The sequence below is a fragment of the Ruegeria sp. CDSC052 genome (assembly GCF_059610685.1).
The window spans coordinates 1-26,537 of record NZ_JBXWOB010000018.1 but is presented as its reverse complement, the minus strand read 5'-3'; the positions used below and the strand labels follow the sequence as shown (position 1 = coordinate 26,537).

At 58.4% G+C, this 26,537-nt stretch carries 27 protein-coding genes; 22 read left to right on the top strand and 5 right to left on the bottom strand.

All coding sequences use genetic code 11. The features are described from left to right. Nucleotides 1-144: 144 nt before the first annotated feature. The 3 genes from ileS to AC2FIM_RS19160 all read left to right on the top strand — a co-directional run bounded on the left by ileS (nt 145) and on the right by AC2FIM_RS19160 (nt 4,189). Nucleotides 145-3,057 carry an isoleucine--tRNA ligase gene (ileS, locus tag AC2FIM_RS19170; RefSeq protein WP_496679208.1) on the top strand — a complete coding sequence of 971 codons (2,913 nt, stop codon included), beginning with the start codon at nt 145-147 and terminating at the stop codon, nt 3,055-3,057. A gap of 132 nt (nt 3,058-3,189) precedes the next feature. Next, nucleotides 3,190-3,645 carry a methylated-DNA--[protein]-cysteine S-methyltransferase gene (locus tag AC2FIM_RS19165; RefSeq protein WP_496732277.1) on the top strand — a complete coding sequence of 152 codons (456 nt, stop codon included), beginning with the start codon at nt 3,190-3,192 and terminating at the stop codon, nt 3,643-3,645. A 76-nt stretch (nt 3,646-3,721) separates the two neighbouring features. Further along, nucleotides 3,722-4,189 carry a hypothetical protein gene (locus tag AC2FIM_RS19160; RefSeq protein ID WP_496708341.1) on the top strand — a complete coding sequence of 156 codons (468 nt, stop codon included), beginning with the start codon at nt 3,722-3,724 and terminating at the stop codon, nt 4,187-4,189. Between the two features lie 2 nt (nt 4,190-4,191). On the opposite strand, the gene AC2FIM_RS19155 is transcribed toward AC2FIM_RS19160, so the two are convergent. From AC2FIM_RS19155 to fsa, 4 genes are all read right to left on the bottom strand, one after another. After that, nucleotides 4,192-4,887 carry a CDP-alcohol phosphatidyltransferase family protein gene (locus AC2FIM_RS19155; protein ID WP_271952286.1) on the bottom strand — a complete coding sequence of 232 codons (696 nt, stop codon included), beginning with the start codon at nt 4,885-4,887 and terminating at the stop codon, nt 4,192-4,194. 67 nt (nt 4,888-4,954) lie between these two features. Beyond that, on the bottom strand, nt 4,955-5,875 hold the full coding sequence (locus AC2FIM_RS19150) for a tyrosine recombinase XerC (protein WP_142640159.1): 921 nt from the start codon (nt 5,873-5,875) through the stop codon (nt 4,955-4,957). Then, nucleotides 5,872-6,579, bottom strand: coding sequence for a DUF484 family protein (locus AC2FIM_RS19145; protein WP_142640161.1), 708 nt, complete (start codon nt 6,577-6,579; stop codon nt 5,872-5,874). Before AC2FIM_RS19145 ends, AC2FIM_RS19150 begins: the two co-directional genes overlap by 4 nt. A gap of 197 nt (nt 6,580-6,776) precedes the next feature. Next, nucleotides 6,777-7,430: a fructose-6-phosphate aldolase gene (fsa, locus tag AC2FIM_RS19140; protein ID WP_142640163.1), complete on the bottom strand. Its 654-nt coding sequence runs from the start codon at nt 7,428-7,430 to the stop codon at nt 6,777-6,779. Nucleotides 7,431-7,518: 88 nt separating this feature from the next. Between fsa and AC2FIM_RS19135 the strand changes: the two genes are divergently transcribed. The 4 genes from AC2FIM_RS19135 (at nt 7,519) to AC2FIM_RS19120 (ending at nt 12,418) form a co-directional block, all read left to right on the top strand. Beyond that, nucleotides 7,519-9,714 carry a primosomal protein N' gene (locus AC2FIM_RS19135; protein WP_496679217.1) on the top strand — a complete coding sequence of 732 codons (2,196 nt, stop codon included), beginning with the start codon at nt 7,519-7,521 and terminating at the stop codon, nt 9,712-9,714. An 80-nt stretch (nt 9,715-9,794) separates the two neighbouring features. Beyond that, nucleotides 9,795-11,027, top strand: coding sequence for an MFS transporter (locus AC2FIM_RS19130; protein ID WP_496679220.1), 1,233 nt, complete (start codon nt 9,795-9,797; stop codon nt 11,025-11,027). A 66-nt stretch (nt 11,028-11,093) separates the two neighbouring features. Further along, the gene (locus AC2FIM_RS19125; RefSeq protein ID WP_142640169.1) at nt 11,094-11,966 is read left to right on the top strand and encodes a 50S ribosomal protein L11 methyltransferase; all 873 of its coding nucleotides are present in this window, start codon (nt 11,094-11,096) and stop codon (nt 11,964-11,966) included. 107 nt (nt 11,967-12,073) lie between these two features. Beyond that, nucleotides 12,074-12,418: a hypothetical protein gene (locus AC2FIM_RS19120; protein WP_142640171.1), complete on the top strand. Its 345-nt coding sequence runs from the start codon at nt 12,074-12,076 to the stop codon at nt 12,416-12,418. 102 nt (nt 12,419-12,520) lie between these two features. Here the strand turns inward: AC2FIM_RS19120 and AC2FIM_RS19115 are convergent, their stop codons facing one another. Continuing rightward, nucleotides 12,521-12,733, bottom strand: coding sequence for a DUF1127 domain-containing protein (locus tag AC2FIM_RS19115; RefSeq protein ID WP_142640173.1), 213 nt, complete (start codon nt 12,731-12,733; stop codon nt 12,521-12,523). A gap of 333 nt (nt 12,734-13,066) precedes the next feature. Here AC2FIM_RS19115 and ruvC point away from each other — a divergent pair, with 333 nt between their 5' ends. The 15 genes from ruvC to AC2FIM_RS19040 form a co-directional block, all read left to right on the top strand. Then, entirely contained in the window at nt 13,067-13,564 is a 498-nt protein-coding gene (gene ruvC, locus AC2FIM_RS19110) for a crossover junction endodeoxyribonuclease RuvC (protein WP_142640175.1), read from the top strand. Next, entirely contained in the window at nt 13,561-14,238 is a 678-nt protein-coding gene (ruvA, locus tag AC2FIM_RS19105) for a Holliday junction branch migration protein RuvA (protein WP_142640177.1), read from the top strand. The genes ruvC and ruvA overlap by 4 nt, the downstream gene beginning before the upstream one ends. Nucleotides 14,239-14,242: 4 nt before the next feature. Beyond that, nucleotides 14,243-15,262 (top strand): Holliday junction branch migration DNA helicase RuvB, encoded by a 1,020-nt coding sequence (ruvB, locus tag AC2FIM_RS19100; protein WP_142640179.1) that lies wholly within the window; start codon nt 14,243-14,245, stop codon nt 15,260-15,262. 61 nt (nt 15,263-15,323) lie between these two features. After that, a complete protein-coding gene (locus AC2FIM_RS19095) occupies nt 15,324-15,947 on the top strand; it encodes a hypothetical protein (RefSeq protein WP_142640181.1) in 624 nt (207 codons plus the stop codon). Further along, nucleotides 15,944-16,327, top strand: a complete 384-nt coding sequence (gene ybgC / locus AC2FIM_RS19090) for a tol-pal system-associated acyl-CoA thioesterase (protein ID WP_142640183.1) — start codon at nt 15,944-15,946, stop codon at nt 16,325-16,327. Before AC2FIM_RS19095 ends, ybgC begins: the two co-directional genes overlap by 4 nt. 105 nt (nt 16,328-16,432) lie before the next feature. After that, nucleotides 16,433-17,128 (top strand): protein TolQ, encoded by a 696-nt coding sequence (gene tolQ, locus AC2FIM_RS19085; RefSeq protein ID WP_142640185.1) that lies wholly within the window; start codon nt 16,433-16,435, stop codon nt 17,126-17,128. A gap of 1 nt (nt 17,129) precedes the next feature. Beyond that, on the top strand, nt 17,130-17,606 hold the full coding sequence (gene tolR / locus AC2FIM_RS19080; RefSeq protein ID WP_142640204.1) for a protein TolR: 477 nt from the start codon (nt 17,130-17,132) through the stop codon (nt 17,604-17,606). A 9-nt stretch (nt 17,607-17,615) separates the two neighbouring features. Then, nucleotides 17,616-18,719 carry a cell envelope integrity protein TolA gene (tolA, locus tag AC2FIM_RS19075; protein WP_496679237.1) on the top strand — a complete coding sequence of 368 codons (1,104 nt, stop codon included), beginning with the start codon at nt 17,616-17,618 and terminating at the stop codon, nt 18,717-18,719. Then, nucleotides 18,716-20,035: a Tol-Pal system beta propeller repeat protein TolB gene (tolB, locus tag AC2FIM_RS19070; protein ID WP_496708339.1), complete on the top strand. Its 1,320-nt coding sequence runs from the start codon at nt 18,716-18,718 to the stop codon at nt 20,033-20,035. Before tolA ends, tolB begins: the two co-directional genes overlap by 4 nt. A gap of 88 nt (nt 20,036-20,123) precedes the next feature. Continuing rightward, nucleotides 20,124-20,633 carry a peptidoglycan-associated lipoprotein Pal gene (pal, locus tag AC2FIM_RS19065; RefSeq protein WP_281973807.1) on the top strand — a complete coding sequence of 170 codons (510 nt, stop codon included), beginning with the start codon at nt 20,124-20,126 and terminating at the stop codon, nt 20,631-20,633. Nucleotides 20,634-20,637: 4 nt separating this feature from the next. Then, nucleotides 20,638-21,462, top strand: a complete 825-nt coding sequence (gene ybgF, locus AC2FIM_RS19060; RefSeq protein WP_496708338.1) for a tol-pal system protein YbgF — start codon at nt 20,638-20,640, stop codon at nt 21,460-21,462. Next, entirely contained in the window at nt 21,459-22,712 is a 1,254-nt protein-coding gene (gene tilS, locus AC2FIM_RS19055; protein WP_496694666.1) for a tRNA lysidine(34) synthetase TilS, read from the top strand. Before ybgF ends, tilS begins: the two co-directional genes overlap by 4 nt. A 76-nt stretch (nt 22,713-22,788) precedes the next feature. Further along, nucleotides 22,789-24,705 carry an ATP-dependent zinc metalloprotease FtsH gene (gene ftsH / locus AC2FIM_RS19050; RefSeq protein WP_142640196.1) on the top strand — a complete coding sequence of 639 codons (1,917 nt, stop codon included), beginning with the start codon at nt 22,789-22,791 and terminating at the stop codon, nt 24,703-24,705. A gap of 101 nt (nt 24,706-24,806) precedes the next feature. Continuing rightward, on the top strand, nt 24,807-25,382 hold the full coding sequence (locus tag AC2FIM_RS19045) for an MOSC domain-containing protein (RefSeq protein ID WP_271952269.1): 576 nt from the start codon (nt 24,807-24,809) through the stop codon (nt 25,380-25,382). Nucleotides 25,383-25,548: 166 nt separating this feature from the next. Next, nucleotides 25,549-26,537, top strand: a 989-nt coding sequence (locus AC2FIM_RS19040) for a formate--tetrahydrofolate ligase (RefSeq protein ID WP_496732274.1), incomplete at its 3' end; no start/stop codon positions are given.

The window sequence follows — 26,537 nt, the reverse complement described above, 5'->3', positions numbered from 1 at the left end:
GCGGCCATGTATGCCCGTCTGGCCATCATTATTCGAATTATTTCCCCGGCGCTCTGACCACTGAGACGCCGGGCAAAGGTGTTTGAGAACTCGCACCGACCGCTTCGATCCCAATACGACCAGATCATTCAAAGGACGCCCCCAATGTGCGCCGACACGACCCAAACACCTGATTACAAAGACACGCTGAACCTGCCGAAAACCGATTTCCCCATGCGCGCAGGCCTGCCCAAGCGCGAACCCGCATGGCTGGAACGCTGGGAAGAGATCGGTGTCTATGACCGCCTGCGTGAAAAACAGGGCCGCACGCCCTTTACCCTGCACGATGGCCCTCCGTATGCGAACGGTCACCTTCATATCGGTCACGCGCTGAACAAGACGATCAAAGACATGATCGTGCGCAGCCATCAGATGATGGGCCACGACGCGCGCTATGTGCCAGGATGGGATTGTCACGGTCTGCCGATCGAATGGAAGATCGAGGAACAGTATCGCAAGAAGGGCAAGAACAAGGACGAGGTGAACGTTGTCGACTTCCGTCAGGAATGCCGCAAGTTCGCCGAGGGCTGGATCGACATCCAGCGTGAAGAGTTCAAGCGTCTGGGCATCACCGGCAACTGGGCCGATCCCTACATCACCATGGACTATCACGCCGAGGCTGTGATCGCGGATGAGTTCATGAAGTTCCTGATGAACGGAACGCTCTATCAGGGGTCCAAGCCAGTCATGTGGTCGCCGGTTGAAAAAACCGCGCTGGCCGAAGCCGAGGTCGAGTATCACGACAAGGAAAGCTTCACCATCTGGGTGAAGTTCAAGGTTGTGAATGCGGGCAATCTGGATGACGCGTTTGTTGTGATCTGGACGACGACACCTTGGACCATGCCCTCGAACAAGGCTGTGGTCTATGGCAAGGACATCTCCTACGGGCTGTACGAAGTCACTGATGCGCCAGAGGAATGCTGGGCTGCTGTTGGCGACAAGTTCCTGCTGGCGGACAATCTGGCCGCTGACGTGCTGGGCCGCGCCCGCTTGAACGACGACCAGTGGACCCGCGTCCGTGATGTCACAGCAGATGAGCTGTCATCTGTCCAACTGGCCCACCCGCTGGCCGGGGCCGAGGGCGGTAATGGCGAATGGGATGACATCCGCGACTTCCGCGCGGCTGAGTTCGTGACCGACACAGAAGGAACGGGGTTTGTTCACTGCGCGCCGTCGCACGGGATGGAGGAATTTGAGCTCTACCGTGATCTTGGCATGCTGGAGCAGGTCATCACCTATAACGTGATGGACGATGGTTCGTTCCGCGCTGATCTGCCGTTCTTTGGCGGCAAATACATCCTGTCCCGCAAGGGCGGTGAGGGTGATGCCAACAAGTCCGTGATCGATAAGCTGGTTGAGGTTGGCGGGTTGCTGGCGCGCGGAAAGATCAAGCACAGTTATCCGCATTCCTGGCGCTCGAAGGCTCCGATCATCTATCGCAACACGCCGCAATGGTTTGCCTCGGTCGACCGCAAACTGGACGACGGCATGGGCGAAATGGGCGATAGCATCCGCGAACGCGCCCTGCGTTCGATCGACGAGTTGGTGAAATGGACCCCGCAGACCGGCCGCAACCGCCTGTATTCCATGATCGAGGCCCGGCCAGACTGGGTTCTGTCGCGCCAGCGCGCCTGGGGCGTACCGTTGACCTGCTTTACCAAGAAGGGCGCTTTGCCGACCGATCCCGATTTTCTGCTGCGCGACCCTGGCGTGAATGCGCGCGTCAAAGAAGCGTTTGAACAGGACGGGGCCGATTGCTGGTATCTTGACGGCGCGAAAGAGCGCTTCCTGGGCAATGACTATAACCCGGATGACTGGGATCAGGTGTTCGACGTTCTGGATGTTTGGTTCGATTCGGGCTCGACCCATGCCTTTGTGCTGCGCGACCGTGAGGACGGCACCGAGGACGGCATCGCCGATGTATATATGGAAGGCACCGACCAGCATCGTGGGTGGTTCCATTCGTCCATGCTGCAGGCCTGCGGCACCAAGGGCCGCGCGCCCTATCGCAACGTGGTGACCCATGGCTTTACGCTCGATGCCAAGGGCAACAAGATGTCCAAATCGCTGGGAAACACCATCGTGCCCGAAGAGGTCATCAAGCAATACGGTGCCGATATCCTGCGCCTGTGGGTGGCTCAGACCGATTACACCGCTGACCAGCGGATCGGACCTGAAATCCTGAAGGGCACCGCCGACAGCTATCGTCGGTTGCGCAACACCATGCGGTTCATGCTGGGCTCGCTGGCTGATTTTTCTGAGGCCGACCGGGTGGACCCTGCGGATATGCCGCGCCTGGAACGCTGGGTGCTCAGCCGTCTGGCCGATTTGGATGAACAGGTGCGAAAAGGATATGCGTCTTTCGACTTCCAGGGCGTGTTCAGTGCGGTGTTCACCTTTGCAACTGTTGATCTGTCGTCCTTCTATTTCGACGTCCGCAAGGATGCGCTGTATTGCGACGGCGACAATCTGCGCCGTCGTGCCGCGCGCACCGTGCTGGATATACTGTTCCACCGTCTGACCACATGGCTGGCCCCAGTTCTGGTCTTCACTATGGAAGAGGTCTGGCTGGAGCGGTTCCCGGGTGACGACAGCTCGGTCCATCTGGTGGACTTCCCGGAGACGCCTGCTGACTGGCGCAATACCGAGCTTGAGGCTGGCATGGCCAAGATCCGCCGGGTCCGCCGCGCTGTGACTGCCACGCTCGAAGTTCAGAGACAGGATAAGGCCATCGGTTCCAGCCTTGAGGCCGCACCGATCGTGCATGTCGAAGATGGTGAAACCCGCAATCTTCTGGCAACGTTTGACGTCGATGACATGTGCATCACGTCCGGTTTGACCGTCACCGGAGATCCGGCCCCGGCCGAGGCGTTCCGCCTGCCGGAAATCGAGGGCGTGGCCGTGGTGTTCGAAAAGGCTGAGGGCGAGAAATGTCAGCGCTGCTGGAAAATCCTGCCTGATGTGGGGCGCCATGCACATGACGGCGTGTGCGGGCGCTGTAACGACGCGCTGAACTAGTCGACGTTCTGCGGCAGAGGCGGAGTCTTTTGCGAGGCTCTGCCTCGCGCTCCGAGGTATTTTTGGCCAGATGAAGATCCGGATCCGCAGAATTCGGGTTGTGATGCGCGCGGTTTCTGTCAGCCTGTTCGCATGGGAATGATTGCGGTTGAGACCCGTTTCGGGACTTTGGGTGTTGAAGAAACAGATGGCGCGGTGACGCGTCTGATCTGGAATGGCGGCAATCAGGGCGAAGTCACGCCCCTGTTGCAGGAGGCCGCCGCGCAGCTGCGCGCCTATGATCAGGGGCGTTTGGACAGGTTCGATCTGCCTTGCCGTATCGAGGGGTCGGAATTCCTGCGTCAGGTTTGCGACCTGATGTTTGCCATTCCGCTGGGCGAAACCAGAACTTATGGTGATCTCGCGAAGGAACTCGGTCAGCCCCCGCAACCTGTGGGGCAGGCCTGTGGCGCCAATCCCATTCCGGTGATTATCCCCTGCCACCGGGTGCTGGCCGCAAACGGGCTGGGCGGGTTTTCAGGTGATGGCGGGATTGAAACCAAAGTCGCGCTGTTGCGCCATGAACGCGCCGCCGGTCTGCTGATCTAGAAAGCGGAATTCTGTTGCAATCCCGCTGGTTGATGCCCAATTTGTTTCAAATAGAGATTTCAAAGGATCGCATGGTATGACCGATCAACCAGACTTGGCAGTTCGTAAAAAGGCCATCATCGACCGCCTTATGTCGCTTGAGGAGCAAGAGCTTGCGACCGCACAGGCGCATTACGACGCTTTCCTGAAAGATTCGCAGCTTGATGACCGGGAAGGGCATGACAAGGATGACATCGCAGCCTCGCGCGAGAATGCCGATCTGGCAGCAGCCTTCGATGCGCCGGTGCATGCGCATCATGCCAAGATCGATGTAATCGAGAATACGGATTTTGATCTGACCGACAGGGTGCAACCGGGTGCGGTGGTCAAGTTCAACAACCGGCGCTTTGTGGTCTGCGTCTCGACCATGCGGTTCGAAGTGGACGGCAAAACCTATATGGGCATCTCAACCCAAAGCCCGATTTACCTGGCGATGGCCGGCCTGCAACAGGGTGATGTGTTCGCTCATAACGGAACCGAGTTCGAGGTGCAGGAGGTCCTGTGACCTTATGCTTTGCGTGGCGGGATCACCTGCTGGGCAATTCCTGCGAACACCAGATACAAGCTGGTGATCACCAGACCCCAATGGGCCCAGCTTTCGGGGTGGAAATCGACCCAGGCAGCCCATCCGGCGAAGAAGGTCCAGGCAAATGCCATCGGCAATGACACATTGCGCCAACGTTCCGTGCGCACCGGGTGGATGAACTTCAATGGCAGGAACATCGCCAGCGAAAGCAGCGTCACCAGCAGCAGGATAACCCAGAAATTGGGCTCGAGCGCGAAGATCACAATGACGAACATGTTCCAGCAGCCCGGAAAGCCGGAAAAGGAATTGTCCTTCGTCTTCATCCTAGTGTCGGCAAAATACATAGCGCTGGCAAAGGTGATGACAATGATGGCGAACCAGCCGGTCCAGCCGTCCATCAAGCCCGATTTGAACAGGGCAAAGGCCGGGATGAACACATAGGTCAGGTAATCAATGATCAGATCCAGAAGCACGCCGTCAAATTCCGGGGCGTTCTTTTTGACGTGATAGTGCCGCGCCAAGGGGCCGTCGATACCGTCCACAATGAACGAGACGACCAGCCACAGATACATCAGGCTCCATTTCTCTTCGACGGCGGCCAGCATGGCGAGCATTGCAAATACAGCGCCGGTCGCGGTGAATAGATGTACGGAAAGAGCTTTGAATCTGTGTGTCATGGTGTCTCTTGAATGATGCACGGGCCAGATGCAAACCAAAAGCCCGGTCAATATGGATAGCGTTTGCTCAGGCTTTTGGGTGGGTGCGGTTGTAAACTTCCATCAGGCGCGCCGTGTCGACCGCAGTATATGCCTGGGTGGTGGACAACGATGCGTGGCCCAGCAATTCTTGAATGGTGCGTAGATCACCGCCCGCAGACAGCAGGTGGGTCGCGAAACTGTGGCGCATGGCATGGGGTGTTACAGTGGAAGGCAGCCCAAGCTGCTGGCGCGCTTTGGCCATCACCCCCTGAATGGCTCGGGGGTTCAGGGGGCCTCCGCGAACCCCGCGAAACAGTGCCTTCTCCCTGGATTGGGGGTGGGGGCACAGCTTTACATATTGATCTACAGCTGTTTGCGCGACCGGCAGGACCGGGACGACCCTTTCTTTGTTGCCCTTGCCGGTGATCCGCAGCGAGTTGGGCAAAGGGGTATCCGCTCCGGTCAGTGAGAGAGCCTCGGAAATACGCAAACCGCAGCCATATAAAAGAGTAACGACCGCAACGTCGCGGGCAGAAACCCAGTCGCTGGCTGATTGCATCTCGACCGTTTCAATCATCGCACGTGCGGCATCCTCGGCCATGGGACGAGGGAGTTTTTGGGTAAATTTGGGGGCGCGGGTCGACAGAACTGCGGTCGGCTCAAACCCTTCACGCTCCGAAAGCCAACGGTAGAAGGTTTTTACGGCGGAAAGTTTGCGCGCAAGCGAGCGCGAGCCAACGCCGGATGCGCGCTGATCTGCCATCCATGCCCGCATGTCCGAGATTGTAATCCGTGCAATCGCCGCCATCCCCTGGCTCTCGCTATGGTGCAGTGTCATGAAGGACAGAAATTCGGACACATCCCCCCGATAGGCGGTAAGCGTGTTTTCGGACCGGCCTGACAAGGCCCCCAGGCCATCAAGCCAGTTTTGCAGTGCGTCACGACAAGCCGGAGAAATAAGGCTCACGACAGCCAATGGCGCATCGACCGTTCGAAGACACCAGCAAAGAAAGTCAGAAGATCCGTGCCCAGCTTTGGCGTAAAGTGCCTGGGGTCTTTTGCGCTCATGATGATCATGCCAGGCAGGCGGCCTTCGCCCAAATCCAGCCTCAGACAAGCTTCAGAGCGCAGGTGATCCGCATCACTGCCGAATATCCTGTGCGCGGGGTGGATGATTTCACGCAAGACGACCTCGCGTGCAGGGCCGCTGTGGTCAAAGGTCAGATAGTTGTCGACGAAACCGGGTTCGACGATGGCCAGCACGCCTGCCAGTCTTGAGATAGCCGGGTCTTTCTGGACTGCCGTCGTTTCAAGAACCAGCGTAATGCGTTCGACACGCAGTATGTCAGCCACATCTGCACCAAGTATTTGCAGGAATTCCTCAAATCCGACCGGTTCAAGTAGCCGAAGAATGGCCCGATGAACCTGATTTGTGCCTGCCAGATTTTCATAGGCTGCCGCAATGACCGAGCGGTGCGTATCCTCCAGCCGGTCCAGCCGGGCCTCGAGCCGTTGCATGGCTATGCCGCGCAGGTCGATGACGTTATTCCCGCGCGCCTGCTCATTTGCGGTGACGAGGGCCTGCATCAGGTCCTTGTCATCCAGAATGGCATCTGGTTCGGCCAGAATCGCCTCGCGCAAGGTGTCCTTGAGTATGGTGTTGCTGCTCATGTCCTGTCCGGTCTTTTTTATTTTTCGGCCTTATAGCACGGCTTGCCGGATCTGCCTCGGGAAAAATGAGCGTCAATTTGAATTTCGCGGGGAATGTGGTCGGGAAAACTCCGGTCTGCAAAGATCTGATCCGAGATCAGATTCAAAGCAGCTGGGCCGAGCGCGGCGCCAGGGGCGCCGCGCGGGTTCGCGCAGAATCAGAGGATTTTCTGACCCGTTTTCGCCCAATCGGACAGGAAGGTTTCAAGGCCTTTATCGGTCAGCGGATGATCGGCCAGCTTCTTGATCACGGCGGGTGGCGCGGTGATCACGTCGGCACCGATGCGGGCGCTGTCGGTCACGTGGTTCACGGTGCGGATCGACGCGGCGAGGATTTCGGTCTCATACCCATAATTGTCATAGACCTGACGGATATCAGCGATCAGGTCCATGCCATCTAGGTTGATGTCATCCAGACGTCCGATGAAGGGCGAGATGAAAGTTGCGCCGGCTTTGGCGGCCAGAATCGCCTGATTGGTCGAGAAACAGAGGGTCACATTGACCATCTGGCCTTCGTCACTAAGCGTTTTGCAGGTTTTCAGGCCCGCCCATGTCAGCGGGACTTTGACAGCGATATTCGGGGCGATCTTGGCCAGCTTGCGACCTTCGGCGATCATGTCGTCGGCTTCGGTTGCCACGACCTCGGCCGAGACCGGTCCGTCGACCAGATCGCAGATTTCCTTGGTCACTTCCAGAATATCGCGGCCCGATTTCAGGATCAGCGAAGGGTTGGTGGTCACACCGTCCACCATGCCCAGATCGTTCAGTTCGGCGATTGCGTCGATCTCGGCTGTGTCTACGAAGAATTTCATGCGGGCAGTCCTTTGATGGGTTGGCCTTGGTCGCGGATGGCTTTACCTCAAAGAGACCCATGCTGGAACCCCTTGCCAAGGATATGCATTGAGCACTCAGGAGTTTTTCGACCAAGGTGAGCTGGTGGCGGTGCTGACCGCCCAACCGCTGGACCGGACGCTTGACTATAAGGCGCCCGAGGGCGGGTGCTTTCTGGGCGCTTTTGTCGAGGTGCCGCTGGGCCCGCGCAAGGTCTTGGGCGTGGTCTGGGGGCCGGGGCAGGGTGGCTTTGACCTTGCCAAGGCCCGCTCGGTGATCCGGGTGCTTGAAGTCGCGCCGATGCGCGAAGAGATGCGCCTGTTTCTGGGGCGCGTCGCCGATTACACGCTGACCCCGATGCCTGCGATGTTGCGATTGGCCACGCGCGCGCCCGGATTGGGCGATCCGCCTTCGATGCGCAAGGTCTATCGGCTTGGCGACAGGGACCCTGACAGGGTGACCGACGCGCGGACCCGTGTGTTGGAGGTGCTGCGCGACTACGGCGGGTTGGCCTTTACGCTGAAGGAACTGGCCGAACAGGCGGGTGTGACCTCTTCAGTCGTGAAGGGGTTGGTCAAACTCGGTGCGGTTCGCGAAGAAGACAGCCCGCGCGATCTGCCCTATCCACATCTGGATCCGGATCTGCCGGGCAAGGCGTTGACCGATGATCAGGCCTCTGCAGTGGAAACCCTGCAATCTGGCCTGCGAACGGGTGATTATGGCACGACCTTGCTGAAAGGCGTCACCGGGTCGGGCAAGACCGAGGTTTATCTTGAGGCCGTCGCCGAAGCGTTGCGCCAGGGGCGGCAGGCGCTGGTTCTGCTGCCCGAGATTGCCCTGACCGCCGAATTCCTGACGCGCGTTGAGGCACGTTTCGGCGCGCGCCCGGCAGAGTGGCATTCGGGCGCGACGATGACCGAACGCCGACGAGTCTGGCGCATGGTGGGGCAGGGCGATGCACAGCTTGTTGTCGGCGCGCGCTCGGCCCTGTTTCTGCCGTTTCGCAATCTTGGGTTGGTCGTGGTCGATGAAGAACATGACACCTCGTACAAACAGGAAGACGGGGTGCATTACAGCGCCCGTGACATGGCTGTGCTGCGGTCCGCCATTTGCGGCGCGCGCGTTATTCTGGCAAGTGCGACGCCGTCACTGGAAAGCTGGGCCAATGCCGAAGCAGGCAAGTATGAGCGGCTCGATTTGACTTCGCGCTTTGGCGAGGCGGTGTTGCCCGAGATGAAGCCCATCGACATGCGGGCCGAGAAGATGCAGCCGGGGACGTGGATTTCTCCATCGCTGCGGCAGGCCGTCCATCAGCGGATCGAGCGGGGTGAACAATCCCTTCTGTTTATTAACCGCCGGGGATATGCGCCGGTCACCCTGTGCCGGGCTTGTGGCGAGCAGATTGCCTGTGATCACTGCGATGCGCGCATGGTTGAACACCGGTTTCTCAAGCGTCTGATGTGCCACCAATGTGGCGAGACCAAACCCATGCCCGAGGTCTGCCCCTCCTGTCAGGTCGAGGGCAAGCTGGCCCCGGTCGGGCCGGGGATCGAACGGCTGGCTGAAGAGGCTGAGGCAACATTTCCCGAGGCAAATATTGCCATGCTGTCATCCGATCTGTTTGGATCGGCGCGCGCATTGAAAGCAAAGATCGAAGAGATTGCTGCCGGTGACGCCGATATCGTCATTGGTACGCAGCTGGTGGCCAAGGGGCACAATTTTCCGAAACTGACATTGGTGGGTGTCATTGACGCCGATCTCAGTCTGCATGGGGCGGACCTGCGCGCCGCCGAACGCACATTCCAGCTGATGCGGCAGGTGGCTGGCCGCGCCGGGCGCGCGGATAAGCCCGGACAGGCGCTGTTGCAGACCTTTCAACCGGAACATCCCGTCATTCGCGCCATCCTTTCGGGCGATGAAGAAGGATTCTGGAAAGCCGAGGCCGCCGGGCGGCTGGCCGCCGGTGTTCCTCCCTATGGACGCATGGCCGGTATCGTTCTGTCTGGCCCCGAGGTCGGTCCCGTTTTTGACATCGGCAACGCCATGGCCCGCAACGACGCCCCGTTGCGGCAGATCGGTGCGCAGGTCTTTGGTCCAGCGCCTGCGCCCATTGCGCGTATCCGCGGGCGACACAGGGTGCGGCTGCTGGTCAAAGCCCCCAAAGGAGCGCCAATTCAGGATGCCATCGCCCGTTGGATAGCACCGCTGCGGCTGAAAGGTGACATCAGGCTGACCGTTGATATTGACCCGCAAAATTTCTACTGACCTCTGCATTCATGCAGAGCCAATGTGCGTGCCCTTCTTCCCACTCGCCAAAACCTGAAAATGGGCGTAGAGGGACTCTCATGCTGAAACCCATGCCACTTTCCGAGGCGCAAAGCCTTCCGTTCTGGCGCCGTCCCATCACGCTTTTATTCGTGATGGCACTGACCATGCCCATTGCTTTCAACGCATGGAGCGCGTTGTTGAACAATTTCGTTATTGAAGTGGCGAATTTCGACGGTGCCGACATCGGCCTGCTGCATACCGTGCGCGAGATCCCAGGCTTTCTGGCTGTAGGCGTAATTGCCGTGATCTTGTTTGTTCGGGAGCAGGTGCTGGCGATGATCTCGCTGATCATGCTGGGTGTTGCGACTGCGGTGACAGCGTGGTTCCCAAGCCTTGGTGGCTTGTTGTTCGTCACACTGCTGAGCTCGATCGGGTTCCACTATTATGAAACCGTGAACCAATCCCTTCAGCTGCAGTGGTTGCCCAAGGACCGAGCGCCGCAATTTCTGGGCTGGATGGTCGCCATGGGATCAGCTTCGACATTGGTTATCTATGGGCTGATTGTCCTGACGTGGGATCGGTTCGATCTGTCCTATAACACTGTATTCATGGCTGCGGGTGGGCTGACGGCTTTGCTGGCGTTGTTCTGTCTGGTCGCCTATCCGCAGTTCGACGCGCCGACTCCGCAAACCAAAAAAATTGTGCTGCGCCGCCGATACTGGCTGTACTATGCGCTTCAGTTCATGGCGGGCGCGCGTCGTCAGATCTTTGTCGTTTTCGCCGGTTTCATGATGGTCGAGAAATTCGGGTTTGAGGTCCACGAACTCACCGGTCTTTTCTTGATCAACCTGGTTATCAGCATTTCGGTTGCGCCGATGCTAGGCAAAGCTGTGTCCGTATTCGGTGAACGTCGCACTTTGATTTTCGAATATGCAGGCCTGGCCGTTGTATTTGCAGCCTATGGCGGCATTTATTGGTTCGGTTGGGGCGTTGTTCTGGCGGCTACTCTCTATGTGATTGACCATGTGCTTTTCGCTCTGGCTCTGGCGCTTAAAACCTATTTCCAGAAAATTGCCGATCCGGCAGATATTGCGCCAACCGCAGCGGTTGCCTTTACGATCAACCATATCGCCGCGGTATTCCTACCAGCGCTTCTGGGCCTGCTCTGGGTGTACTCGCCCGGAGCGGTCTTTGCGGTGGCTGCAGCGATGGCGTTGATTTCGTTATCGCTGTCGCTGCTGATCCCGCGCCACCCAGAGCTTGGGAATGAGACGATACTGTCGAAATACGCGCCCGCTCCGGCGGAATAGCTGCCAATGCTTGACCTTCGCGGGCCCGCACCCTAGGCGCTGTGTCAGCTGACACAGGAGGCTCCCATGCCCACATTCACCGCGCTTACCACCCTGACCGGCAAAAAATCAGCCGATGGTCTGGGCGAAGCCATGGAGCGTCTTGATCCCGAACCCACGGGCGTGGGCGTATTCGAAGTCGAAGATGGCTCGGGCCTGTGGGAGATTGGCGGTTACTTCACCGAAGCGCCGGATGAAACGGCACTGGCGGTTCTGGCGGCTGCGTTCGGATCCAAACCCTTTGTAATCTCGGAACTGCCCGAAACCGACTGGGTCGCCCATGTCCGCCGTGAATTGGCGCCTGTCGAGGCTGGCCGCTTTTTCGTCTATGGCTGTCACGATGCCGACAAGCTGCCCGAAGGCCGTATCCCTTTGTTGATTGAGGCTGCAATGGCTTTCGGTACCGGGCATCACGGCACCACCCTTGGGTGTCTCAAGGCTCTGGATTTTCTGCTCGATCAGGGTTTTACCGCGACAAAAGTTGCAGATATCGGCTGCGGCACCGCCGTTCTTGCGATGGCTGCAGCCCGCGTTTGGGATGGCGACATTATCGCCAGCGACATTGATGAGGTCGCCGTCGACGTCGCCGAAGCCAACCTGAAGGCAAACGGCATGTCAGGGAAGGTTCAATGTGTCGAGGCTGCGGGGTTTGATCATCCGGAGCTGAAATCTCTTGCGCCCTATGACCTGATATTCGCCAACATCCTCAAGGGCCCATTGGTGGCCCTGGCGCCCGAAATTTCAGCGAATCTGCGGGTTGGGGGTAAGGCGATTCTATCGGGAATCCTTAACGAGCAAGCCGAGGACGTTGTTTCCGTTTATCTCCAAAATGGCTTCAATGCCTCTAGAAATGACCAAATTGGTGAATGGACGTCGCTAGTCTTAACCAAACAGGGCTAAAATCGGGCCATTTGCAGGAGTTTTGTGGGGTTTCGCCTCTTTTTTGTCGCAATCTGTTTTTACCGTCAATGACGTGGAATTGGGGGGCGGTTGATTTGGAGGCTGCCATGACTGGAAAACAAATTGAATTTGATCAGCGCGTTCATCGGCTGAACAAGAAACATTCGAAGATGACCCGTGGTTATCGTGCGACTATGCGCAAAGATGGCCTGGTTGTTATGAAACCACAGCGGGTTCAGTCCGCGGTGCCTGCAAAGGCTCTGCTGATCTGCTTGGCTGGGCTGTTCGCCTTCAAAACGCTTTTGCTGACCAGCTTGGGGTCGTCGGCCTACCAGTATCGTGTCGATAGCCTTGCGCAAGGGACCGAAGTGGAGAAGGCGGGGGCATGGATCATGCAGATCGACCCGGTATCACAGGCCCTCTCGTCTCAACTCAGCAAAGTTCTCCGCTAAGTTTCTTCCGTTTTGAATAGAAACGCCGCGTATCCGGGGATACGCGGCGTTCTTCTTTGCCCCGAGGGAGAAGGGGAAAATCAACGGTAGGTTTGCTTTGCCTTAACGGCGGCCTTCAACGACGATTTCAATGTCGCCACGGCACAGGCCGATATCTTCCAGCTCGCGGTCCGACAGACCGCTCAGCGCGTTGCGTGTAACGCGGGCATCATTCCATTCGACAACGGCGTTTACGACCATTGCGAAAGTCGCGCCGATACGGCCGACGAGGCCAAATGAGCCAGTGGTGGTGCGGGTTGTGTCCAGTGCAGCCATATCCTGTTTCCTTCCGGTTTGTGTTAAACTCTGATCTTGCGATCTGACGGGCATTTAGGGATGGTTTTCTGACTGCACAAGCATAGAAATTGCATGTGTCCTATGCGTTTTTTGCAATGCTCGAAAAACATGGAAACGCCTTAATTTATTGGCAATTTTGCCTTCATCAAACTGGTCGAAACCCGACCTTTTCCGGTCGTAATCAGCCCATTCTGTCGGAGACAGGACGACCGTGTCGCAATCTGACCATCAGTCAATTCGCTTGGAAAATGTTCTTGTTTCGTGCTAGTCGGTAAAAAAGAGCACACAAACCCGAGCAGGCCGAGGCTATATATGCGAATTCTGGGCATTGATCCGGGGCTACGGACCCTGGGATGGGGCGTCATCGAATCACATGGCAGCCGTCTCAGTCATGTTGCCAATGGGTTATGTAAATCGGACGGGGATGATCTGGGAGAGCGGTTGTTATCGCTCCACAATCAGATCGTCGAAGTGATTGCCGAGCATCAGCCCGATCAGGCCGCCATCGAACAGACCTTTGTGAACAAGGACGGGGCCGGTACGCTTAAGCTGGGTCAGGCGCGGGGTGTGGCGTTGTTGACGCTGGCGCAGGCCGGATTGCCAGTGGGAGAATATGCGCCCAATCGAGTCAAGAAAACGGTTGTGGGCGTGGGCCATGCCGAAAAGGAACAGGTTCTTCATATGGTCAAGTTGCAACTGCCGGGCTGTCAGCCCAAGGGCGCGGATGCCGCGGATGCGCTGGCGATAGCGATCTGTCATTCCTTTTACGGGGCAACGCCACAGTCGCGGATGAAACAGGTGCGGGCATGATTGGCAAGCTGACAGGCCGGTTGGATTACCGCGCGCCGGATCACGTGCTGATCGACGTGCGTGGGGTCGGCTATCTGGTCTATTGCTCGGACCGTACGATGGCTGCGCTGCCGGGCGTGGGTGAGGCGATCTCGATCTACACCGACATGGTGGTGCGCGAGGATTTGATGCAGCTTTACGGGTTCCTTTCGCTGGTCGAGAAGGAGTGGCATCGCCTGCTGTGCTCGGTGCAAGGGGTCGGGGCCAAAGTTTCGCTAGCAATCCTCAGCGCCTTGGGCCCCGATGGTGTTAGCCGGGCGATTGCTCTGGGCGATTGGGGGGCGGTCAAGGCAGCCAAGGGCGTGGGCCCAAAAACCGCGCAGCGGATCGTGCTGGACCTCAAAGACAAGGCGCCCGGCGTTATGGCCATGGGCGGCACGGTGACCGAGGCAATGGATGGCCCCGCGCTGGATGTGGTGGAACTGACTGAACCGACACCTGTACCAAAGCGGCCCACCATAAGCGCATCAGGTAATGCAGCAGCATCTGCCGGGGCATTGTCGGCACTCTCCAATCTGGGCTATGGCCCGTCCGAGGCCGCGTCAGCCGTGGCCGAAGCCGCGGCAAGCTTGCCCGAAGCGGGTGAGGCGGACCTGATCCGCGCTGCGTTGAAACTGTTGGCTCCGAAAGGGTGATTGAATGGTAGATGCCGATCCCACCCTGCGCCCCGAGCCGTTGCCGGAAGACAATGACCGCGCCTTGCGCCCGCAGGGACTGGACGAATTCATCGGTCAAGCCGAGGCGCGCGCCAATCTGCGTATCTTTATCCAATCCGCTCGCCAAAGGGGTGAGGCAATGGATCATACGCTGTTCCATGGCCCTCCGGGTCTGGGCAAAACCACGCTGGCGCAGATCATCGCGCGTGAGTTGGGGGTGAATTTTCGGATGACATCTGGCCCGGTTCTGGCAAAGGCGGGCGATCTGGCGGCGATCCTGACCAATCTGGAAGCGCGCGATGTGCTGTTCATTGACGAAATCCATCGATTGAATCCAGCGGTCGAAGAGGTCCTGTACCCGGCGATGGAGGATTTCGAGCTGGATCTGGTGATTGGTGAAGGCCCGGCCGCGCGCACGGTGAGGATCGAGTTGCAGCCGTTTACTCTGGTCGGGGCCACCACCCGGATGGGGCTGCTGACCACGCCGCTGCGCGACCGCTTTGGCATCCCGACACGCCTGCAGTTCTATACCGTTGATGAATTGCACGAGATTGTCACCCGCAACGCGCGCAAGCTTGGGGCACCGGCTGATGACAGCGGCGCCCGAGAGATCGCGCGCCGGTCACGCGGAACGCCTCGGATCGCCGGGCGCCTGCTGCGGCGGGTGGTGGATTTCGCAATCGTCGAAGGCGATGGACGGATCACCCGCGATTTGGCTGATGGGGCGTTGACGCGGCTGGGGGTCGATCATCTGGGGCTGGACGGCGCGGACCGCCGGTATCTGAAGCTGATCGCCGAGAATTACGCGGGCGGGCCGGTAGGTATCGAAACCTTGTCGGCAGCTCTGTCGGAAAGCCGGGACTCGCTGGAGGAGGTGATCGAACCCTTCCTCTTGCAGCAAGGCCTGATCCAACGCACACCGCGTGGCCGGATGCTGGCGCAGAAGGCGTGGACGCATCTGGGCATGGCCGCACCCAAGGGGCAAAACGATCTGTTTGGTTGAAGCCGAGCCTGCGAGCTTTTAAGGGTTTCGCCAAACATTGTCCGATTGCCGAGGATTGCGCGTGACACCCGACGACATTCAAGCCCTGTTCACCCGCGAAAGCGGAGAGTTCCTGTTTGCGCGCTGGGGCCGCCCCATCGTGCCGATCGTCTTTGGGGTCGAAGATGAAAGTTTGGCCACGGTCAAAGGCGCGTTCGAGGCAGTGGTAACACTGGCAGGGCATCAGATGGCAGAAACCGACCCCGAGCTTGGCGCCAACTGCATGGTCTTTTTCTTCCGCGACTGGAAAGAACTGACAGAAGTGCCCGATCTGGACCGTTTGGTCCCTGATCTGGGGCCGTTGGTTGATCGGTTGATCGCGGCCGATGCCAACCAGTACCGGATATTCCGTTTTGAAGAAGACGGCGCCATTCGTGCGGCCTTTGTGTTTTTGCGGATGGACAATGAATTGTCGCAAGTCCCCGCTGAAACGCTTGCGCTCAGCCAGGTGGTGCAAACGGTGCTGCTCTGGTCCGATACCGCTTTTCGCAACCAGTCGCCCTTGGCAGTGGCGGGTGACGCGACGATATTGCGACCAGACATTGCCGGGTTGATCCGGGCGGCATACGATCCTGTCCTGCCGGGCGCGGCGCAGGATGCCTCTCATGCGCTGAGATTGTTTGCCAGATTGGATCAACCGCAATGAAGCACGTCTATTCCGTTAAAGTTTATTACGAAGACACCGATATGGGCGGCGTGGTCTATCACGCTAACTATTTGAAATACATCGAACGCGCCCGGTCGGACTATGTGCGGCGCCTGGGCAATGACCAGAATGCGATGCGTGACGCAGGTATCGTTTGGGTCGTGCGCCGGATCGAGGCGGAATACCTGGCCCCGGCCAAATTTGACGACGATCTGGAGATCGAGACCGAAATCAAGTCTCTGTCCGGTGTCCGTCTGATCATGGCGCAAGTGGTCAAACGGGGCGAAGAGGAGATTTTTCGCGCCATCGTTACCGCCGTCTGTATGAATGCGCAGGGCAAGCCCGTACGCCTTCCGGCAGAGATTCGCGCATTGTTGTAACAATTTGCAGGGCCCGGGTGGTTCTGTTGGCAATTCGCCCCCATCTGCGTTAGCGTTTGACAAAACAAGGCCGTAAGGCTGTCAGGCAAAACAAAGAGCAGGTTCATGGAAGCTGAAACGCTGGCGCTGGCGCAGGAGATCGATTTCTCCATGTGGGGGCTTTTTGCCCGCGCGACTTTTATCGTTAAACTGGTAATGCTGATGCTGATTGGCGCATCAGTCTGGTCCTGGGGGATCATCATCCAGAAACTGATCAATTACCGTGCTGCAAGGCGTGAAGCTCAGGTTTTTGATGAGGCTTTCTGGTCCGGGAACCCCCTGGATGAACTGTTCGAGCAGATCGGTACCCAACCCGATGGCAGTTCGGAGAAGATATTTGCCTCGGGCATGATCGAATGGCGCCGCTCGCACCGCACTGATGGCGGTCTGATAGCTGGTGCCACCGCACGCATTGATCGGTCGATGGATGTGGCCATCGCGAAAGAGGCCGAGGCGCTGCAAAAGGGCCTGCCCATTCTGGCCACTGTCGGCTCAACTGCACCCTTCATTGGTCTGTTCGGAACGGTCTGGGGTATCATGAATGCGTTCATCGAGATAGCCGAGCAGCAGAACACCAACCTGGCTGTTGTCGCGCCCGGTATTGCCGAGGCGTTGCTGGCCACCGGCCTGGGCCTGTTGGCCGCGATTCCGGCGGTGATTTTCTATAACAAACTCAGCGCAGATAGTGATCGGATCGTTGGAGGCTATGAAGCCTTTGCCGATGAGTTCGCCACCATTCTGTCGCGCCAGCTGGACAGCTGAGATGGGGGCTGCGGTTCAGCAATCCTCGGGCGGGAATGGACGCCGGCGGGGTCGGCGTCGCGGTCGCGCGCAGCCGATGGCTGAGATCAACGTCACACCCTTTGTGGACGTTATGCTGGTGCTGCTGATCATCTTCATGGTGGCCGCGCCCTTGCTGACTGTTGGTGTGCCTGTTGATCTGCCCAAAACGGCGGCCAGTGCGCTGCCCGGCGATAACGAGGAACCTTTGACCGTCACGCTGACCGCGGATGGCAGGGTGCAAATCCAAACCACGGATATTCTGCGCGAAGAGCTGATTGGCAAACTACGCGCCATCGCAGCAGAACGCAGTAGCGACCGAGTGTTTTTGCGCGCGGATGGTGCGATCCCTTATGCGCAGGTGATGCAGGTAATGGGCGCGCTTAATGCGGGTGGGTTCTCCAATGTGGGGCTGGTGACCGATACGGGCGGCCCGACACTGGACGACGGTGGAGAGTGAGGCCGCACGGTGGATACCGGCACCAAGATCTCGGCGATTGCCCATGTCAGTCTGATTTGTTGGGCATTTTTTGGCGGTACCTTCCGGTCCGAACCGTTGCCTATGGCCGTGCAGGACGTGTCGGTCATTTCGGCTGAGCAATTTGCGGCAATGACCGCTCAGCGGGATGCGCCCGAAGTGCCAACGCCAACAGCGCTACAGCCGCCCGAAGCCCCAACAGAAGAGGAGCCAGCGCCGGAACCGGTAGTGGAGGAGCAGCCTTCGTTGCAAGAGGCGGAACCTGCTGAACCCGACCCGGACCCGGATCCTGAGCCTGAACCGGTTGAGCCGCCGCCAGAACCGGTGGTGATTGAACAGCCACCGGTGTTGGACACGCCTGACCCCGAGATCGTCGACGTTACGGTGCCTTCTGGGCCAGAAGCACAGCCCAGCCCGGCCGAGAATGTTGCGCCGGTGCCGGTTGCGCCGCCTCCGCCCGAGGCCGCGCCTGATGAAATCGAAACCCCGGCCGTATCTTTGGACGAGGGGGCCGAGACCCAGCAGGAACAGCAGGATCAGACCGCCCCCGAGGAAAAGGCTGACGAGATTGTGACCGAAGCGGAAGAGCCCAAAGAAAACGCTCCCCGAACATCGCCGCGCCCGCGGATCCGTCCCAACCGCCCGACACCACCGGTCGAGCCCGAAGTGGCGGAGACGCCCGAGCCCGAACCCACAGAGCCCGCGCAGACGGAAACAGCCATCAACGATGCGCTGGCCGAGGCGTTGGGACAAGGGAGTGAACCCTCTGGTCCGCCCTTGACCAGTGGCGAAAAGGACGCGATGCGATTGGCCGTTTCCCAATGCTGGAACGTCGGGTCCTTGTCCACGGATGCTCTGCAGACAGTTGTTGTTGTCGGATTTTCGTTGACCCCTGATGGCAAGGTGGTTGGCGGCAGCTTGCACATGATCGACAGCTCAGGCGGTTCTGACGGCGCAGCCAGACAAGCCTATGAGGCCGCTCGACGTGCCATTTTGCGCTGTGGAGCCAAAGGATATGACCTGCCAACCGATAAATACGAGCATTGGCAGGATATTGAGATTACATTCAATCCCGAGAGGATGCGGATCAAATGATGAGATTTCTGACCAGCCTGTTGCTTGGCCTGACACTGGTGTCGGCACCTGTTCACGCCCAAAGTGGACCGCTTCGCTTGGAATTGGATCAGGGGATTATCGAACCCTTGCCCTTTTCGGTTCCGAATTTTGTGCCGGACAGCACAGCAGCTGCGCAATATGCCCAGGATATCTCGCGGGTTGTGGCCGCCGATCTAACCGGAACAGGGCTGTTCCGCGAAATTCTGTCTGATGCTTTCATCAGCCAAGTGGCCAGCTTTGAAGATCCCGTTCGGTTCGCGGATTGGAAAGCCATCAATGCCGAGGCTTTGGTGACAGGTGCTGTGAATGTGTCGGGCAATCGCCTGACGGTGCGGTTCAGGGTCTGGGATGTGTTTTCTGGGCAGGAGCTGGGCAACGGTCTGCAGTTTGCCGGGACGACTGAAGGGTGGCGGCGCATGGCCCATAAAGTGGCGGATCAAGTCTATAGCCGTGTAACGGGCGAGGGCGCCTATTTCGATAGTCGTGTTGCCTTTGTCTCTGAAAGTGGTCCCAAGGATCAGCGCCTGAAGCGCCTGGCGATCATGGATTATGACGGCGCGAATGTGCAGTACCTGACCGACAGTGCCGCCATTGTTCTGGCACCACGCTTTTCACCTGCCGGTGATCAACTGCTTTATACCAGTTACGAATCCGGTCAGCCGCGCATCTATGTTCTGGATATCGAGCGGGTCAGGCGGACTGAGTTGAACACCCAGGGCGGCACGATGAGCTTTTCGCCCCGGTTTTCGCCGGATGGACGGTCGATCGTCTATTCGCTTATTCAGGGCGGCAATACGGACCTGTGGAAAATGGATCTGGCTTCCGGGCAAAGCGTGCGGCTGACCAATACGCCTGCGATTGAAACCGCCCCCAGCTATTCGCCGGACGGTTCCCAGATCGTGTTTGAAAGCGACCGTTCGGGCACGCCACAGCTTTACATCATGCCCGCAAACGGGGGCGAGGCGACGCGGATCAGCTTTGGTCAGGGACGTTATGGAACGCCGGTCTGGTCCCCCCGTGGCGATCTGGTTGCGTTTACCAAGCAGAATAAAGGCCGATTTCATATCGGTGTCATGCGAACAGATGGCAGCGAAGAGCGTTTGCTGACCTCGTCGTTTCTGGACGAAGGACCGACATGGTCCCCTAATGGTCGCGTGATCATGTTCACCCGAGAAACCCAGGGCGCAAGTGGCCGGGCGACGCTGTATTCGGTGGATATCTCGGGACGCAACCTGCGCCCGATCCGCACCCCGGATGGGGGCAGCGATCCGTCATGGGGCCCACTGCAGAATTGATCACGGCTGCTGGCAGGAAAAGTTCACAAGGAACCTGCACTGTGCTACAGAGACGGCAATAAAGAGAAAAAACAACGAGGCACCTGAGATGAACGTATTGGGCAAAATCCTAGCACTAGGTGTGTTTGGCGCGTTGGCAGCCTGCACCAATAACGATCCGTCTGCGCTGGGCGGCGGCTTTGGCAATGGCGCAAACGGCGGGCTGGCCGCGGGCTCTCCAAGTGATCCGCGCTCGCCTGCATATTTCCAGCAAACTGTTGGTGACCGGGTTCTGTTTTCGGTCGATCAGTCGACGCTTACTCCGCAGGCGCAGTCAGTGCTGCAGGGGCAGGCCGACTGGCTGATGGCCAACCCCGACTTTGTGGCAACGATCGAAGGCCATGCGGATGAGCAGGGCACGCGTGAGTATAACCTCGCACTGGGTGCGCGCCGGGCAAATGCCGCCCGCGAGTTCCTGATTTCCCGCGGAGTAGCGGGCAACCGGCTGACAACTGTCAGCTTTGGCAAAGAGCGTCCGATCGAGATTTGCAGCACCGAGGACTGCTATTCGAAAAACCGTCGTGCAGTGACGGTGCTGACCGGATCAACTTTGGGATAAGACGATGAAACTAGCAGGATGGGTTCTGGCCGCAGTTTTGGCGACCGCCGGTTTGGCACAAGCACAGGATCAGCAAACCTTGGCGGATATCCGGCAGGAACTGACGGTGCTGCATGTGGAAATTCAGCGGCTCAAGCGCGAGTTTTCAACAACCGGCTCTCCGGCCCCGAACCTGTCCGGCAGTTCGATACTTGAACGTGTTGATGCCATAGAGGCCGAGTTGCAGCGCCTGACGCGCCAGACCGAGCAGTTGAACCAGCGTGTACAGAATATTGTATCCGACGGCACCAACCGCATCGGTGATCTTGAGTTTCGGTTGGTCGAACTGGAAGGCGGCGACCTGAGTACGCTCGGTGATACAACAACTCTGGGCGGAGAAACGGACATCACATCCGCAGCCCCTGCTGCTCCGACAGCGCCAACCGATTCCGACCTGGGTGAGTTGGCAGTAGGCGAGCAAGCGGATTTCAATGCTGCTGCTCAGGCGCTGGCCGATGGAAACTTCCAGGCCGCTGCGGATCAGTTCGCAGTATTCGATACATCATATCCCGGAAGCCCGCTTGCGCCCGAAGCACACCTAAAGCGCGGGCAGGCGTTGGAAGGCATTGGCGACACCCGCGAAGCTGCAAGGGCTTTTCTGGCCAGCTTCACGGGTGATTCCGAAGGCGCCTATGCGCCTGAGGCTTTGTTCGAACTGGGTGCTGCTCTGGGCCGTCTGGGACAGACCGAACAGGCGTGTATCACACTGAGCGAGGTTAGCGTCCGGTTCCCGGCCTCGGCATTGGCCTCCAGCGCCACGCAGGAAATGACGTCACTGGGTTGTACTTGACCACACAAGGCACACTCCTGAAATCCGAACTCCGGGCGCGATTGCCGGAAAACCTTCCGCGCCGTCTAGGCGTTGCGGTGTCCGGTGGCGGTGACTCGGTTGCTTTGCTGAGTTTGTTGAAGCACATCGCCCAAGAGGAACAGGTTGAGCTGTTTGTCGCCACGGTGAACCACAATCTGCGCCCCGAAGCGGTGGCGGAGGCAGATTGGGTGGCGCAGCTTGCCCAGGGTCTGGGCCTTCCACATGAGACGTTGCACTGGCAGGGGTGGGACCAGACAGGTAACCTGCAGGATAGGGCGCGGCAGGCCCGGTACCAGTTGCTGTCAGACTGGGCGCGTGACAGGCAGATCGGCGCGATTGCCCTGGGACACACCGCCGATGATCAAGCCGAAACCATGCTGATGCGATTGGCGCGCGCTGCTGGTGTGACGGGATTGTCCGGCATGCCCGCAATGCGGAACTATCAAGGGATCATGCTGCTGCGGCCGATGTTGGGGATCACCCGGCAACAACTGCGCGATTATCTTGCCAAGATTGGGGCAGATTGGATCGAGGATCCATCGAATCACGACCGGCGGTTTGATCGTATCAAGGCGCGCGACGCGTTGACCGGCTTGTCCGAAATTGGGATTTCGGCGCATTCTCTGTCCCGCGTTGCTGAAAACCTTGCTCAAGCCCGTGAAGCATTAGAGCAGATTACGCAGGATTCCGCCCGTCAGGTCCTGAGTGTCGATGGCGGCGATATCTGTGTCGATCGCGCGCAATTTTCCACTCTGCCTGCGGAAATTCGACGTCGTCTTCTTACAGGTTGTGTCCGCTGGATTGCGGGCCGCGGATATCCACCGCGTCAGGCTGCAACAGACCGGGCGCTGCTCGCGATTGATCAGGGTGAGGCGGCGACGATAGGTGGATGCCTCTTGATCCCAAAAGCCGATAAAATGTGGATTTGCAGAGAGCTAAATGCCGTTGAGAGCGAAACCGGCGCACCCGGTCAGATTTGGGATGGACGGTGGATCCTGTCTGGCCCGGCGATTCCCGACGCGCAGGTTCACCCGTTAGGTGCGGCTGGTTTGCAGGCCGTGCCAGATTGGCGTGCACTTGGAAAACCGCGCGCCGCGCTTCTGGCGTCTCCGTCCGTCTGGAGTGGAGAGGTCTTGGTATCTGCACCTATGGTGGGTTTCTCAAATGGTTGGCTTGCAGAACTGACGCCAGAAGAGCCCGAGTTTCACTCTTCGGTTTTATCGCATTGAACCTGCTTGAATCATCTCTATTTTAAAGAGCAACCCGGCAGATCCCCATCTGCCGAAATCTTTTGGGAGATTTTTCTTGGGCAACGCTCGTAACATCGCCTTTTGGGTCGTTCTGTTTTTGCTGATCCTTGCACTGTTCAATCTGTTCAGCGGACCAGGTGGAACGCTTCAGAGCAATGAAAGAACCTATTCTGATTTCGTGACCGCTGTTGAAGGCGGCGAAGTCAAAAACGTGACATTGGATGGCGAGCAAATTCGCTATACCACGCAAAGCGGCGCAAGCTATGTCACGATCAAGCCCGGCGATGCCGAGGTGACCAAACTGCTGATCGATGAAAGCATCCCGGTTCAGGCTGTGAAACAACAGCAATCGGGCATTCAGTCTTTCCTGGTCACTCTTCTTCCTTTCCTGCTGCTGATCGGTGTCTGGGTCTACTTCATGAACCGGATGCAGGGTGGCGGCAAAGGTGGCGCGATGGGCTTTGGCAAGTCCAAAGCCAAGATGCTGACCGAAAAGCATGGCCGTGTAACTTTTGATGATGTCGCTGGCATCGACGAGGCCAAGGAAGAACTGGAAGAGATCGTAGAATTCCTGCGCAATCCGCAGAAATTCAGTCGTCTGGGTGGCAAGATTCCAAAAGGCGCTTTGTTGGTGGGCCCTCCGGGGACCGGTAAAACGCTGCTGGCCCGCGCCATTGCGGGTGAGGCGGGTGTGCCCTTCTTCACCATTTCGGGTTCGGACTTTGTTGAGATGTTCGTCGGTGTCGGTGCATCCCGTGTCCGCGACATGTTCGAACAGGCCAAGAAAAACGCTCCCTGTATCGTCTTTATTGACGAGATTGACGCCGTTGGCCGCCATCGTGGTGCCGGTTATGGCGGGGGTAATGACGAACGTGAACAAACGCTCAACCAGTTGCTCGTCGAGATGGACGGGTTCGAGGCCAATGAGGGCGTGATTATCCTGGCGGCCACCAACCGTAAGGACGTTTTGGACCCAGCGCTGCTGCGTCCAGGCCGTTTCGACCGCAACGTGACTGTCGGCAACCCCGACATCAAAGGCCGCGAGAAGATCCTGGGCGTTCACGCACGCAAGACGCCCCTCGGACCTGATGTCGATCTGCGCATCATCGCGCGCGGGACTCCGGGCTTCTCGGGTGCTGATCTTGCCAACCTCGTGAATGAGGCCGCGCTGATGGCCGCCCGCGTCGGTCGCCGCTTTGTTACCATGGAAGATTTCGAGAATGCCAAGGACAAGGTGATGATGGGTGCCGAGCGCCGCTCCATGGTGCTGACCCAGGACCAGAAGGAAAAGACTGCCTATCACGAATCAGGGCATGCCGTTGTTGGTATGACGCTGCCGTTGTGTGATCCGGTCTATAAGGCAACGATCATTCCGCGTGGTGGTGCGCTGGGCATGGTGGTGTCACTGCCAGAAATGGACCGCCTGAACTATCACCGCGATGAGTGTGAGCAAAAGCTGGCCATGACCATGGCCGGTAAGGCGGCTGAGGTGATCAAATATGGCGAGGACCATGTCTCGAACGGTCCGGCGGGCGATATCATGCAGGCCAGCCAACTGTCGCGCGCGATGGTGATGCGCTGGGGCATGTCGGACAAGGTCGGCAATATCGACTATGCCGAAGCGCATGATGGCTATTCAGGCAACACTGCCGGGTTCTCGGTCTCGGCCCATACCAAGGAACTGATCGAGGAAGAGGTCAAGCGCCTGATCCAGCAAGGATATGAGCGTGCGCATCAGATCCTTTCAGAACAGAACGAGCAATGGGAACGTCTGGCCCAAGGGCTGCTGGAATATGAAACCCTGACCGGTGACGAGATCAAACGCGTCATGAATGGCGAGCCGCCCAGCGAAAGCGATGACGAGGGCGATAAACCTGATGAGGGCAGCGCCCCCAGCGTGACAGCCATTCCGAAAACCAAGGTTAAGAAAACTCCGCCCGATGGCGGGATGGAGCCGGAACCAACGGCTTAAACTTTCAAAGACCCGGGCCTGTCCCGGGTCTTTTTTCTTTTCAATCGCGAAGGTTTGCCCTCTATTCCGCATCAGATGTCAGTTCTGAAAAAGGGATAAATATGCCGGTATTGCGCGAAACCGAATTCACGGGAGAAGTTGTTTGGTTGGGCCACGTACCAGCAGGTGAAACTCTCCGGGCCAATGCCGTGGACAGTCTGGATTTGGGTTTCTCGGGTGATCAAGGCGCGCGTCACGAAGGCGTGAATCGTACCTCTTGCGTGCGAGTCAAAAACCTGTACCCGGTAGGCACCGAAATTCGCAATGTGCGGCAGTTATCGATCCTGTCCGCAGAAGAACTTGATGCCATCGCGCAGGAAATGGGCTTGGGTAAGCTGGACCCGTCCCATCTGGGGGTCAGCATTGTCTTGCGCGGCATTCCGGATTTCACCCATATTCCGCCCTCGTCTCGTTTGCAGGTGGAAAATGGCGTGGCGCTGACGATCGACATGGAAAACCGGCCCTGTATCCTGCCGGGGCGCGAGATCGAGGCTGACTTGCCCGGGTATGGTGCGGCCTTCAAGCCTGCAGCGCAGGGACGGCGGGGGGTCACGGCTTGGGTCGAAAGACCCGGAGAGCTGAACCTGGGCGATGAGCTTACACTGTTTGTCCCCGATCAGAGAGCCTGGACACCATAAGGGACCGCAATTTCCGATCGGAAGGTGCCGATGTGACGCTACGACGTTTCAAGGCGCAATTATGTCGGAATCCATAGCCACCAATTTGGTACACAACGGTATGGAGTGAGCAGCGCCGGCGTTCTGCGTCGGGTTTGCACGGAATTCAATCAGGGACCGAAACCCAATGAGCTATAAATCTGACATCGAAATTGCGCGTGAGGCGAAGAAGAAGCCGATTCAGGAGATTGGTGCGAAGATCGGCATCGAATCTGCTGATCTTCTGCCCTATGGCCATGACAAGGCAAAGGTGAGCCAGGACTTCATCAATTCGGTTCAGGGCCGTGAGGACGGCAAGCTGATTCTGGTGACGGCGATCAACCCGACGCCTGCGGGTGAGGGTAAGACGACGACGACTGTGGGTCTGGGTGACGGTCTGAACCGGATCGGCAAGAACGCGATGATCTGTATCCGTGAGGCTTCGCTGGGCCCGAACTTTGGCATGAAGGGCGGCGCTGCGGGTGGTGGTTACGCGCAGGTTGTTCCGATGGAAGAGATGAACCTGCACTTCACCGGTGACTTTCACGCCATCACCAGCGCCCATTCACTGCTGTCGGCGATGATCGACAACCACATCTACTGGGGCAATGAGTGCGAGATCGACATTCGCCGTGTAGCGTGGCGTCGTGTGGTCGACATGAACGACCGCGCGCTGCGTCAGATCACGGCCAGCTTGGGTGGCGTATCGAACGGTTTCCCGCGCGAGACCGGCTTTGATATCACCGTGGCCTCTGAGGTTATGGCGATCCTGTGCCTGGCCAATGATCTGAAAGATCTGGAAAAGCGGTTGGGTGACATCATCGTCGCGTATCGCCGCGACAAGACAGCCGTGTATTGCCGCGACATCAAGGCCGAAGGCGCGATGACGGTGCTGCTGAAGGACGCGATGCAGCCGAACCTGGTGCAGACGCTGGAAAACAACCCGGCCTTTGTCCATGGCGGCCCGTTTGCCAACATTGCACATGGCTGTAACTCGGTCATTGCGACCAAGACCGCGCTGAAGGTTGCTGACTATGTGGTGACCGAAGCGGGCTTTGGGGCCGATCTGGGCGCCGAGAAATTCATGAACATCAAGTGCCGCAAGGCGGGTATCGCGCCGTCGGCTGTGGTGCTGGT